General features: G+C 43.5%; 12 protein-coding genes. 7 read left to right on the top strand and 5 right to left on the bottom strand.

What is annotated here, in order from left to right:
- The 5 genes from R7Z49_RS08420 to R7Z49_RS08440 form a co-directional block, all read right to left on the bottom strand.
- On the bottom strand, nucleotides 1-1,416 hold a 1,416-nt coding region (locus R7Z49_RS08420; protein ID WP_318111545.1), incomplete at its 3' end, for a VWA domain-containing protein.
- Nucleotides 1,409-2,413, bottom strand: coding sequence for a vWA domain-containing protein (locus R7Z49_RS08425; RefSeq protein ID WP_258489884.1), 1,005 nt, complete (start codon nucleotides 2,411-2,413; stop codon nucleotides 1,409-1,411). The genes R7Z49_RS08420 and R7Z49_RS08425, both read right to left, overlap by 8 nt.
- Nucleotides 2,406-2,882: a DUF4381 domain-containing protein gene (locus R7Z49_RS08430; protein ID WP_054574933.1), complete on the bottom strand. Its 477-nt coding sequence runs from the start codon at nucleotides 2,880-2,882 to the stop codon at nucleotides 2,406-2,408. The genes R7Z49_RS08425 and R7Z49_RS08430 overlap by 8 nt, the downstream gene beginning before the upstream one ends.
- 37 nt (nucleotides 2,883-2,919) lie before the next feature.
- On the bottom strand, nucleotides 2,920-3,846 hold the full coding sequence (locus R7Z49_RS08435; protein ID WP_213964084.1) for a DUF58 domain-containing protein: 927 nt from the start codon (nucleotides 3,844-3,846) through the stop codon (nucleotides 2,920-2,922).
- A gap of 13 nt (nucleotides 3,847-3,859) precedes the next feature.
- Complete coding sequence (locus tag R7Z49_RS08440; protein WP_318111547.1) at nucleotides 3,860-4,816, bottom strand: MoxR family ATPase; 957 nt, start codon at nucleotides 4,814-4,816, stop codon at nucleotides 3,860-3,862.
- A gap of 310 nt (nucleotides 4,817-5,126) precedes the next feature.
- Here R7Z49_RS08440 and R7Z49_RS08445 point away from each other — a divergent pair, with 310 nt between their 5' ends.
- The 7 genes from R7Z49_RS08445 to R7Z49_RS08475 all read left to right on the top strand — a co-directional run bounded on the left by R7Z49_RS08445 (nucleotide 5,127) and on the right by R7Z49_RS08475 (nucleotide 13,083).
- Complete coding sequence (locus R7Z49_RS08445; protein ID WP_258489886.1) at nucleotides 5,127-7,043, top strand: methyl-accepting chemotaxis protein; 1,917 nt, start codon at nucleotides 5,127-5,129, stop codon at nucleotides 7,041-7,043.
- 56 nt (nucleotides 7,044-7,099) lie between these two features.
- A complete protein-coding gene (locus R7Z49_RS08450) occupies nucleotides 7,100-7,300 on the top strand; it encodes a restriction endonuclease subunit S (protein ID WP_005375165.1) in 201 nt (66 codons plus the stop codon).
- A gap of 246 nt (nucleotides 7,301-7,546) precedes the next feature.
- A complete protein-coding gene (locus R7Z49_RS08455; protein ID WP_005375166.1) occupies nucleotides 7,547-8,215 on the top strand; it encodes a LuxR C-terminal-related transcriptional regulator in 669 nt (222 codons plus the stop codon).
- 228 nt (nucleotides 8,216-8,443) lie between these two features.
- Nucleotides 8,444-9,100 (top strand): LuxR C-terminal-related transcriptional regulator, encoded by a 657-nt coding sequence (locus tag R7Z49_RS08460; protein WP_031777174.1) that lies wholly within the window; start codon nucleotides 8,444-8,446, stop codon nucleotides 9,098-9,100.
- Nucleotides 9,101-9,306: 206 nt separating this feature from the next.
- Nucleotides 9,307-9,897, top strand: a complete 591-nt coding sequence (locus tag R7Z49_RS08465; RefSeq protein ID WP_005375168.1) for a calcium-binding protein — start codon at nucleotides 9,307-9,309, stop codon at nucleotides 9,895-9,897.
- Between the two features lie 152 nt (nucleotides 9,898-10,049).
- Nucleotides 10,050-11,768 (top strand): type I secretion system permease/ATPase, encoded by a 1,719-nt coding sequence (locus tag R7Z49_RS08470; protein ID WP_132936300.1) that lies wholly within the window; start codon nucleotides 10,050-10,052, stop codon nucleotides 11,766-11,768.
- Nucleotides 11,743-13,083, top strand: a complete 1,341-nt coding sequence (locus R7Z49_RS08475) for an HlyD family type I secretion periplasmic adaptor subunit (RefSeq protein WP_005383906.1) — start codon at nucleotides 11,743-11,745, stop codon at nucleotides 13,081-13,083. Before R7Z49_RS08470 ends, R7Z49_RS08475 begins: the two co-directional genes overlap by 26 nt.
- The last annotated feature ends 14 nt before the right edge of the window (nucleotides 13,084-13,097 follow it).

A 13,097-nucleotide genomic window follows, 5' to 3' on the forward strand; every position in this document is an offset into this window, starting at 1 on the left:
CTGTTGCTGTTGCTGTTGCTGTTGCTGTTGCTGTTGCTGTTGCTGTTGCTGTTGCTGTTGCTGTTGCTGTTGCTGTTGCTGTTTTAGCTTTTCTTCTACAACCGATAGGTTTTTCTTCGCGGCTTCAAAGTTAGGCTTTTCCTCTAGCAGTTTTTTATACAAATCAGCCGCATCTTCTAATTGACCATTTTGAGCGAGCGAGTTGGCGAGGTTATAGCGGCCGTTAAGGGAGGCATCATGAGAAAATGCTTCGATAGCGGCTTCGTAGTCACCTTTTTGATAACTGGCGGCTCCTTTCCAGCTTGGGTTTGTAAATAGGTTTTGCGCCTGTTCATACTCACCTTGCTTGTATAGTTCCGCTCCTTGTTGGTCGGCATTTAAGAACGGATTAGCTTCTGCATGCGGTGTCCACGTTACTGGGACTGCAGTCGCAACTACCACCCAAATCAGGCCGCGTCGAAACAGTAAAGCCGCAGGAAGAAGTAACAACGGCAGTAACCAAAAGCCACTGTTGAGACGAGAATCAGTTTTAACTTCTTCGCTTTGGGTCGCAGAAAGCTGGCTACCAATGTTATTAGTAAAGGCCGCGATATTTTCAACATCACGGTTGGTGTGCTGAATAGGAACAAATAGACCGCCAGTTTTATTCGCTAGCGTCTGTAGGTTTTTCAGGTTTGTTTTCGCTACGACGGTTGTGCCTTGTGCCGTTTTTAGCAGAGAGCCATCGGGCAGCGCGATAGGCGCACCGTTAGGAGTCCCGACGGCAAGAACAGAAATGCGAAACTTTGTACCTTGGACTAAATCTAACGCGCGAGACAGCTCTGACGTATCAAGATCATCCGCTAACACGATGATATCGCCTTGTTGCGTGCCGGCTTGAGAAAACTGGTTGTTCGCCAGTTCAATCGCGGCAGGCAGGTTTGCTCCTTGAAAAGGCATCAGCTCTGGTGACAAATTTTCGATAATCCCCGCAAGCGTGCTGGAATCAGTTGTCAGTGGACTTAAGTTATAGGCATCGCCAGCGTAAGCAATAAGTCCAGTGGCTCCCTCTTTCCATTTAGGCAGCAAATCGAGCGCCTTATAACGTGTTTGTGCTAGCCGATTGGGTTTGATGTCTGTAGCAAACATAGAGCGAGACATATCAAGCACCAAGATACGGTTTTGGTTTAACTCAAAGCTTGGTCGAGCATTGGACTGCCAGCTTGGCCCCGCTAATGAAATGCAAGTTATTGCCCAAGCTAAACCCCATAGAGTGAAGTAATGCTTAGACTGCGTGTTTTGTCCGAGCATCCGCGATAGGTGAGGGGCAATCAGTGTGGACTTTTGGGCTCTAAATTTGTGATTAAGCAAGAGTGCAATAGGGATCACGATGAGCCCCAAAAGCCAATAAGGATTGAGGAAAATAAACTCAGCCATGTTTTCTCCTTAATAGGAATAACAATACCGACAATACAAATGCAGCGCTTAATGGATATGGAAACCATTCAGACTGAGGGCGCCAAGTTTGTGTGTCGCTAGATACGGGTTCTAGCTGGTTGATGGTGTCATAAATCTTTTCGAGCTCTTCTGTATCTCGCGCTCGAAAATATTGTCCACCTGTCACCTCTGCCACTTTAGTCAGTGTTTGTTCATCTAAGTCGGCTGCGGTGTTGACTTTGCGAGTCATGAAAAACTCTTTTACCATCATTTCACCAGCGCCCACGCCCACGGTGTAAACAGTGGCGTTGTATTTTTTCGCAATTTCCGCTGCTTCTAGCGGCTCGAGCACCCCTGCAGTATTGCTGCCGTCACTGAGCAAAATCATGACTCGTTGCGGAGCTTCACTGTCTACAAAGGTTTTTGTGCCTAAACCAATACCATCACCAATGGCGGTTCGTTGACCAACCAAGCCGATGACGGTTTGATTAATCTGCTGCATGACGGTTTTGCGGTCTGCAGTGAGTGGTGTTTGCAAATAAGCATGGTCGCCAAACAAAACAACTCCGAGACGGTCACCTTTTCTCTTTGCTACGAAATCAGACAGAACTTTTTTGACTGCTGTGAGGCGATCGATATATTCGCCGTTGAGTTCCATGTCTTCCTGCTGCATCGAACCGGACAGATCGACGACTAACATCAAGTCCCGATACTTGGGTTGGAATTCAACGGGATCGCCAAACCAAACTGGACGCGCACAAGCGACGACAAGAAGGCCCCAGATCGCGATTGAAAGTGCTTTTTGCAGCGCTTGCTTAGGCTTGCTGCGATTCTCATTGGTTGGTAAGTACGCCAATTTGATCTCGGCTTGTTGAGATTCTTGTGGCAGGAACTTGTATACCAGCCATGGGATGGGCAACAAAAACAGTGCCCACCACCAGACAAATTCAATGTTTAGCCATTGGGCAAGATCGGTTATGAGTGTTTGCTCAGTCACGGTTATTTGCCTTTTTCTTTGGTGGCAAAGCGTAGGTTATCCAAAAGACACAATCGTCTACCAAGCTTTGATGCTGCCCTTGGGAAGAATTCTGATACAACGCTTCTTGCCACTGATGTTGTTTGTCTACGAATCGACTTTCTTTGGTATGGCTATCGAGAAATTCATACCAAGCGATTCCGGTTAATGGTGCGATCTCTTCACGCGGAAAGTAACTCAATGCTGCCTGGCGCAATATTTCCAGAGCAGAAGATGGGGTATGAGGCGCGGTAGGTTGAGTTAAAAGTGTTAATGCTGTCTTTTTTGCGCGTAAGTGTTTTTTACGCCATCTCACATAAAGACAAATGCCGAAAACGAAGAGCAAGGTGGCTGCAAGCACCACCCACCATCCCCAAGCGAGCGGAAACCAATCCGGTGCGTTTGGCAAAATCAAAGGTTCAAGGTTTAGGCTTTGGTTGTTTGTTGTCATTATTATTACTGCTTAATAAATACTGCTTGTCAGTTTGTTAGCTTAATTGTGAAATTAAGGGCCAGCCACTTGATAGCGTGTTAAATGGAATTGCTATTGAATGGCATTGCTGCTTAATGGTTTCTTGATGTTGGGTAAAGTGGCTTTCGAGTTCTCTTCGTTGTCCTTTAGAGCCAAAGTTAAACCATTGACTATGCTGCCCATCCGAAGCTTTCACTTGACCTCTAAAGTCTGTTTCGCCTCTTTCTAACGGATCATAAAACTGAACAGCCCTTACGCTATTGTGTTGTTTGAGTCGACGTAGTTGTGCCAGTTCCGTTGGTGTTACGTGGGCAAAATCACTGAGCATAATCAATTCGCTGCCTTTTGGGGTGAGCGTATGAAGTGTCTCCAATACTTGTGCATACGGCAGTGTACGAGTGTCGTTGCTTGCAGTACGAGTTACTTGCGCATTATGTATGTCGACTATGGCGTTAAGAATCCGCAGCCCTTGTCTTTGTAAAGAAGAGGGGCGAAATTCAAGACATTGATGTCCGTCATCAATCACTGCGCCGATGCGATCTTTTTTAGCTAGAGTTAGCCAAATTAGAACACTGGCAAAGTGGGCCAATTGAACGGATTTGAGTACATACTTAGATCCAAAATGTAGACTAGAACTTAGATCAAGATAAAGAATGACCGCTTGCTCTTTATCTTCTGCAAACAACTTCGTATGTGCTTTACCGGTCCTAGCGGTGACTCGCCAATCAATGCTGCGAATATCGTCGCCAGGTTGATATTGGCGCACCTCCATAAAATCCATACCTCGCCCTTTTTGGCGACTGGTATGGTTACCACTCATCTGCGACCAGAGACTCTGTGCTGGTGGTAACCAACGTACAGATTGAGTGCGATATTGGAGCAGCTCTTCAAGGGTTAATGTCACCCCATTCGCATGAGGTGGTAATGAATGTGTAGCGGACATATCACTCACCTGTTTATGCACTGCCAACAAGGTTTAGCAGTTTATCGATGACCTGGTTTGCCGTAATGCCTTCCGCTTGAGCGTGGTAACTCAACAATAAACGGTGGCGCAGTACCGGATAAGCCATGGTTTGAACATCTTCCGGAGAGACAAAATCACGACCAGCAAGCCAAGCGTGCGCACGTGCACAGCGATCAAGAGCGATGGTGGCACGCGGACTCACACCCATTGACAACCACTTGTCCAACTCAGTGTCATATTCGTTGGCTTGACGTGTCGCCATAACTAAACGGACGATGTACTGCTCTATCGTTTCCGCCATATGAATATCCAACACTTCTTTACGTGCGGTGAATATATCTTGTTGGCTTAACATTGGGCGTTCAACCTTTGCTTCGCCTTTTGCTTCTCCGCGGTTAATACGCAAGATAGATAGCTCATGCTCCGCATCTGGGTATTCCACTTCTAAATGCAATAAAAAGCGGTCTAGCTGCGCTTCAGGAAGGGGGTAGGTCCCTTCTTGCTCTATCGGGTTTTGAGTTGCCATAACCAAAAACAACTCTGGCAGCGGGTAGGTATGACGACCTGCTGTGACTTGTTTCTCTGCCATTGCTTCAAGCATTGCCGCTTGTACTTTGGCTGGCGCACGGTTTATCTCATCCGCAAGAATAAGCGAGTTGAAGATAGGACCTGATTGGAAAGTGAATTCTCCGGTTTCGGGACGGTAGATATCGGTGCCGGTTAAATCGGCTGGCAGCAAATCTGGGGTGAACTGAATGCGGTGGAAGTCGCCTTCAACACAGTCTGAGAGTGATTTTACTGCACGGGTTTTTGCTAACCCAGGAGGGCCTTCAACTAAAATATGCCCATCCGCAAGAAGCGCAACAAGCAGTTGCTTTACCAGATCTTGCTGTCCGATGATCTGCGACTCTAAGTATTGCTGAAGAGTTTCGAAGTTAGATTTATGCATGCTTTGGACTCTCGGTATCCATGTGATTTTCGTGTTGAGTATTGGTCATTTTCCATGTGAAAAAAGTTCCAACGCTCTATTGCAATTTATCTTTTCAATATTGGGACGCTACAGAGAATTGCAAGTACGTGCTATCTCTGAAAGTGCTTATTTGACAGTGTGTTACATTTATTTTTCATAATATAATGAGAAATGCCTCTAGTTTTGTACATATGAGCCGATAAAGATTCCGTGGTGTGCGTGTCATGAGATATGCACCTGATTCCCCTTGTGGGGCCAATAACAAGTGATTCTTTTAAAAGGTCCGAATATGTTGAAACTTTATTCCTTGAGCATCAAACAGAAGGTTGTACTTGGCATTACGTTTGCTGTTCTAGCATCAACAATCATTGTTGGTGTTATGGCTCAGCGTCATGCGAGAGATGTATTGAGCCATCGTCTTATTGACATCGAGCTACCTGCGATGTTGCAGCAAATCAATACCGAAATTGACCGCGAAGTTGTCGAAATGCAACAAGCGGCAAAACAGCTGGCTACAAACGAATTTATTGTTGAAGCCCTATCTAATACAGACCGTGATCCGTCAGTAGAAGTTCAGTTGGTTCAGCAGCTCAATAACGTTAAATCACAGTATGGCCTTAATGATGCGTCGGTAGCGAATCGTCAAACGGCATATTACTGGAATCAAAACGGATTCTTACGTCAACTTAACCGAACGCAAGATGCTTGGTTCTTTGGATTTACGTCGTCTGGTCAAGAAACGTCCGTGAGTGTGTTCCAAGAGGCAAATGGCGAAGTGAAAATGTTTGCCAATTTCCAAGATCTTAATGGTACATCAATGTCAGGTCTCTCTAAATCTATGGGAGACATGGTTACTTTGCTCAATGGGTTTAAAATTGAAGATACGGGTTACGTGTTCCTCACTAATGAACAAGGCCAGATTCAAATACACCGCCAACAAGGTAAGAACCAAACTTCTATCACTAAACTATTTGGTAGTGACGCAAGTGCGCTGTTGAACAAAAATAGCTTCAACCTAATTAATGTGGAGTTTGAAGGGCAGGATACTTTTGTTTCTAGTTTGTATGTTCCTTCAATGAACTGGTTTGTTATTGGCGTGGTTCCCGTTGATGAAGTATTCGCAGACCTGAATGCGACAGCTAAAAAAATGCTGTTTACGACCATCATTGTTGCCGTTGTATTCATCCTCATGGGCGTATGGTTAGCAAACAGCATTACGAAACCAATCCGACTGATTGCCGATCGTTTTACCGACCTTGGGCAAGGTGAAGGCGATTTGGCGCAGCGTATTGAAATTAAGGGTAATGATGAAATTGCTCAGCTTTCAAAAGGCTTTAATGGATTTATTGAGAAGATTCATGCCACGATGAAAGAGGTTGCTTTAACCAGTGGCTCATTAAGTCAAGCGGCAGAAAGTGTGTCAACGAAAGCAACATCCACACACGACAACAGCCAAGAGCAGCGTGATCAAACCATTCAAGTAGTTGCAGCTATCAACCAAATGGGTGCGACCATCAGTGAAATTGCATCGAACGCTGCTACCGCTGCTGATACGGCAAATCAGGCTTCAGATAACACTCAAACTGGTCGAGAAGTTGTGATGAAAGCAAAAGAGGTGATCAGCCGCCTAGCCGATGATGTTGAAACAACCAATATTGTTGTTACGCAGTTGGCATCGACAACCAAAGATATTGGCTCGATTCTGGGTGTAATTCGTGACATCTCTGAGCAAACGAATTTACTTGCGCTAAACGCTGCAATTGAGGCTGCTCGTGCTGGTGAGCAGGGACGTGGTTTTGCGGTTGTTGCTGATGAGGTAAGAAACCTAGCTTCACGCACGGCTGATTCTACAGAAGAGATTCAGCGCATGATCAATCAGCTTCAAAGTGACGCACAAGACGCGGTAAATGCTATGGAAGCGGGCAAAGCGGTCACCATAGAAGGGGTTACTTCTACCGATGAAGCAGTCGAGGTATTAATCAGTATTTCTGAACGAATCACCGACATCTCTGATCGTAATACACAAGTTGCAACGGCGACGGAAGAGCAATCCACGGTGGTGCATACCATTAATCAAAATATCGAAGAAATCAACGCGATAAATGAAATGACAACCGCGACAGCAGAAGAGTTGGCGGATGCAAGTCGCGATCTTCAAGCGCTCTCTTCTCGTTTAGACAAGATGGTTGGTAGCTTCAAGTTATAGAGTTGGATAGAATAGGCGAAGTTTAAAAGTTCAATCATTAATTTTAGGTAAGTACTATGAATGACTTCGAAAAAGAACTAGAGCAAATTTCTCAAGAAACCGCTCAGGAGCCAGAAGTAAAACTGCCGTCGCTAGAAGAGCAAAAAGCGATCGTCGCTGAGCTGAAAAAGCTGGAAGCGGAAGGTAAGCTGACGCCAGAAGTGTTAGAACAACACTTTGGTAAGTTTAACCAAAAAAACGCAGTTCCAATCCACTAAGTTAGGTGGTGTTTTGCCTCTAACGTGCGTGATTAAATCACCTGCTCAAACACAAAAAGGGAGTTTATACTCCCTTTTTTAATGTCTGAAAAATGCTAATACCTCTCATATACTTGCCACTTAAAAATTATTGACACTTCAATGAGTTATTAATTAGTACTAGTGATTTTCATACTTGACAATACTACCGCTCTATCTAAATCTATTGCGTATTTCAATAAAAACGACCAAGGGAATGCGATCAGGATGGAGCAGCAAAAAAAAAGAAACGTTATTTTAATCACGGAGGGAAGTCTACAGTCATCTCTGTTGAAAGATGTATTGGAGACCAAACTCGGTATTAGTGTTGCTCTAATCACGCCAGATAATCTGATTCACGGAGTGTTACATGAATCTCTTGCATCAGCCATTATTGTTGATTGCAGCGTGATCACGGATGAAATTTTTCGCCGTTATGCGGAGTTTAAAGCGGCCAAGCAGAAAGACACGCTTGAAATCTTAATTAATTGTGAGCAATCCATATCGACAGAAGATCTCTTTGCTTGGCGTACTTTGGCCGGTATTTTCTATACCTCTGATGATATAAAAACGTTGCAAGTTGGTATTGGTAAGGTGCTTCAAGGAGATATGTGGTTCAGCCGTAAGTTTTCTCAGCAGTACATTACTTACCTTCGTCGACATTGCAAACCTATAAATAAGAATGTTTCCGCTATTCTGACCAAACGAGAGCAACAAATAATTACCTTTCTTTCCATGGGGGCGTCCAATCAACAAATCGCCGAACAATTATTCGTCAGCGAGAATACGGTAAAAACGCATTTACATAATATTTTCAAGAAAATTGATGTGAAAAATAGAGTTCAAGCACTTATTTGGGCAAAGGAAAATATTTCAGACAACTCGTTAATGGTGTAATGCTATTGCAATATTAGGTTGCCTAATTTAGTAAACTCTTAATAATTTCTGTGACCTGAATGTGTTAAAAGTGTTTCTTTTATGAGAAACACTTTTTTTGGTTCTCTTTTTAATAACTTTAGAATTTAAAAAAGTAGCAAATAACTTTACTCTGTGAACTAGCACTTACATATCAAACTAAGTGCTGACGATTAACTACTAATTTAAGAATGTTAAGTCACTGAAAGTATGAGAAACATTATGGAACAGTATATGGAAAAGCCTGAAATCCTAATGCTCACTCAACAAAGTTTACAGAGTGAAAACTTTAAGGAAATGCTTTCTAAAAATACAGAAACTAAAATAACGATCATTGATACTAAAAACCCTAGTTATCATGAACTCATTCCGGAACGCTACTTTTTGCTTGTTGATTTTTCAGTTGAGATTCCTTCCGAAACTTTAGTTTATTTAAAAGATAGTAATAAAGTGCTAGGAACCATAATGCTTAATCTAGGTTATGACTTAGACACAGAAGAACTCGCTTCTTGGCCTCATGTAAAAGGTATATTTGGTCCAGGAGATTCAATGGACAAGGTTTGTCAGGGATTAAAAGCAATAATAAAAGGGGATAATTGGCTGTCTCGAAGATTACTTGATCAGCTAGTAAATTATTATCGAGGCAGAGAAGTAAATAGCATTATCGAACCTGCTATTGAGGTTGAGCTTACTCGGCGTGAAGTTCAGGTTTTAAAAATGTTGAAAGAAGGTGGTTCAAATATGGAAATCGCTGATTCTTTATTTATCAGCGAGCATACTATTAAATCACATCTATACAATATTTTTAGAAAGTTAGAAGTAAAGAACCGTACGCAAGCTACAAGTTGGGCTAAGAGAAACCTGTAGTACTAGTATTAACTTGCTGTAATAAAAAGAAAATACTCTATAAAGTACTAAATTTTATATTTATTATTAAAATGTCAGTCTGAAATATCATCCCATATTCAAACTTATTCCTATTCAGTTGACTATTAGACTTCTCATGTCGTGACGAATCTAGTCAGACGTGGAACAGAAGGTCTATTCAATTAATAAGCTAAGAGGGAATAAAAATGAGCGCAAGTGACAATGACACGTATTTAGGCGATGCAGGTGTAAATAACCAATTTGCTGATTTCGATGGCGGCGATGATTTGTTTATCGGTTTTGGTGGTAATGACTCGTTTGTTGGCGGTGGCGGTAATGATTATGTGATCGGCGGCGACGGCGACGATCGCCTAACTGGTGGTGCTGGAGATGACATCCTTAGGGCTGGTACAGGAAACGACTACCTCGGCGGTGGTACCGGTAATGACTTGCTGTTGGGTTTGTTGGGTGACAATAAATTAAATGGTGGTGTCGGTGAAGATATTCTTGTTGCTGGTTCTGGTGACAACGTTTTAGTTGGCGGCAGCAATGGCGATAAGTTTGTGTTCACGGATAAGTTTGGTGGCCATGGCGAAGCCAAAGTTGTTGATTTCACCATTGGTGAAGACTCTTTGCACATCATTAGCGACTCTGTCACTGACTTTGGTGATTTAAGCTTTAGCTACGATGCAGTTGGGAATGCAGTGTTTACCGATGGGGCTGATCTAACAGTGAAACTTATTGGCGTGACTGAAACTGACATCAACACCTATGGTGCAGATCTGTTCGTAATCTAAACGACTGAAAATAACTCTGGATGGGAATTAGTTTGCGTGGCTCTGCCATGCTGAGGTGCACTAATCGGACACTCTAGAGCGATTTGAGGTTACCTTAAGCTAGGCGCTAGTATTTCTGGCGCCTACAATTTTCACGTTAAACGGAAGTAGTCGTGCAAAAAACGGTTTTCAAAGAAGTGAAACAAAAACTATGCACGCTTGCGGGCTTGCTGATCGTTTTTAGCCTTTTTATCAACTTATTGGTTCTCTCGATTCCGTTGTACATGCTTCAAGTGTACAACCGAGTGATATCTTCCTACTCAACCGATACTTTATTCTTGCTCACTGTCATCGTAATTGTTGCGCTGTTAACCATGTCCATTATCGACATTGCACGAGCACAAATGAGTAAATCTTTTGGTTATTGGATGGACACAAAACTCTCCGCTTTCATGCTCAAGCGCACGATTCAATATCAATCACATACTGGGAAGAGTTATACCTCGCAAACTCTGAGAGACATTCAGAACATCAAAAGCTTTTTGAGCAGTCAAGCACCTTATCCACTGTTGGATGCGCCCTGGACACCGCTATTTATTTTATTTGTGTATTTATTGCACCCGATACTAGGTCACATCGCGTTACTTGGATCTATCGTATTGTTTAGCCTAGGTCTACTTAATGAGCTAATGACGCGTAAAACAATGCAAGAGAGCGAAGTCAGAGCGATTTCTCATATCAACAACGCAGAATTAGCCACGCAAAACTCCAATTCAATTCTCGCAATGGGGATGATGAATGCATTTTTAGAGAAGTGGCAGTCGCGCGTGAGCGAAGTGAATGTGCTTGAAGAGCGAGTTGCAGGTAAGTCTATCTACATGGCTAACTTTTCTAAGTTTGTGCGTGGCTCATTACAGATATTTTTACTGGGAGGTGGTGCATGGTTAGTTATCCAACATGAGATAACGGCAGGGGCGATGATCGCGAGCTCCATATTAATGAGTCGGGCATTATCGCCGATGGAGCAGGCGATAGGCACGTGGCGAAGCGCGATGTCTGCTAAAGGCGCCTATAAAAGGTTGAAAGAAATCGATGCGATCGTGCGCCAAGATGAATCAGATATGCCACTGCCTAAACCAAAAGGACACTATGAGCTTACCGGACTGGCCTATCGCCATCCTGGAGCAACCGAACCAGTGCTCTCATCGATCAGCTTATCGATTCCTCCGGGTGTTGCTGTTGGGGTGATTGGCCCTTCTGGTACGGGTAAATCGACGTTTGCTCGGCTGTTATTAGGTACGGTTAAGCCATTAGCGGGTAAAGTGACTCTTGATGGAATGGAAGTCTCCGTATGGGCATCTGAAGATCGCGGCGTGCATTTTGGGTATCTCGCTCAAGAGGTGGAGTTATTTCCTGGCACAATTCGAGAGAACATCGCGCGCTTTAAAGAAGAAGACCCCGCTAAAGTCATCAAGGCGGCGCAACTAGCAGGATGTCATGAATTAATACTCAAGAAAAACAAAGGCTATGATTGCATTATTGGTGAAAATGGCCGTGGTTTATCTGGGGGGGAAAGGCAGAGAATCGCTCTTGCAAGAGCCGTTTATGGCGACCCACCTATTGTGATTTTCGATGAAGCGAATGCCAACCTCGATGGTGAGGGAGAGGCTGCGTATCAACGTTTGATTGCCCATTTAAAAGCACAGAGTACAACGATTATCGTCATTGCCCACAATCCGAGTACGTTACGACAAATGGATAGGCTGTTGTATTTGGCTGACGGCCGAGTCAAGTTATACGGCGCTAAAGATGAAGTATTAAAACGTTTGATGGGCGAAGAAAGAACAGATATCCCAAGGGTAAGAAATGAGCAATCAACTGCCAACCGTTAATCAGAGTTCTACCGAGATCGTATACCGTTTTAGCCCCAAAGCGAGACTAAGCTTTCGAAAACCAATTTTACTTGGTGTGGTGACCTTAAGTGTTTTTCTTGGAGGCCTTGGCTACTGGGCTGCAACAGCCAAATTAGAAAGTGCAGCGATTGCTTATGGTGATTTGTCTGTTCTCACTAAGCGACAAGAAATTCAGCATTTAGAAGGCGGTATTATTGAAAAGCTATATGTACAGGAAGGGGATTTAGTCGAAAAAGGTCAGTTATTAATTCAACTTTCTAAGCGTCAAGCTATGGCTAAGTTGGATTCGTTAAGTGGTCGTTTTATCCATACTCTAGCAAAGGAAAACCGTTTAAGTGCGGAGCTTGATGAGCTTCCAACGATTGTATGGTCTGATGATCTTGAAAGCATTCCCCGTGTCGATATCGTACAAGAAGCACAACTGGTTCAAAACAAGATCTTTGAAGCGAGAAAGCGATTCTTTGATAGTAAACTGAGTATCATTGAGCAGAGTATTTCTGGAGCAAACTTAGAGCTTGAAAACCTTCAGCAAACCAAAGTGATTGAGACGGAACGGCTCAACTTTATTGCTGAAGAAATAGACAGCAACCAAGCCTTGGTGCAAAAAGGTTTCTCGGGAAAATCTACTTTACTTCAACTCAAGCGCTTAGCAGCGGAGGTGAGAAGTACCTTAAGCCAGTTAGATAGGCAGTCGCTCACCGTTAGAAAAAGGTTAGATGAGAACCTAGCGCAAATTGAAGAGTTGAAGCTTGAAAGGCTGAATGAGATTGTCGAGGAACTACGAAATACCAAAACGGAAATTGTCGCAATTCGGGAAGAATATCGCTCCGCTCAAGATATTGTCGCAAGAACAACGATCAACGCACCTATTTCTGGTCGCGTAGTCAACATGCAAGTGTTTACCGAAAAAGGTGTGATTGGCTCGGGTGAAACGTTACTAGAACTGGTCCCGCAAGACGATAAGTTGTTAGTCGAGGCTCGTGTTAATCCTCAGGATATTGATTTAGTGAATCCAGGCCAGCAAGCGCATGTTCGTCTGACCGCTCTGAATGCACGGACGTTGGCACCTTTAGACGGTACTGTGCTGACGATTTCTGCCGATAAGCTCTCGCAAGAAAACCAAGAAGATTTTTATCTCGCTAGAATTGCAATTTCACCGGAAGATGTGACAAAACATCGTTTAACCTCAGGCATGAATGCCGAAGTGCTTATTTTATCTGAGCCACGAACGCCATTGAGCTACCTAATAAAGCCAATTACAGAAAGCATGAATCGCGCCTTCAGAGAGGAGTAATTTCAAAAAGACTT

It is taken from the genome of Vibrio sp. 1562, from assembly GCF_033340155.1.
GTDB classification, from domain to species: Bacteria; Pseudomonadota; Gammaproteobacteria; order Enterobacterales; family Vibrionaceae; genus Vibrio; species Vibrio alginolyticus.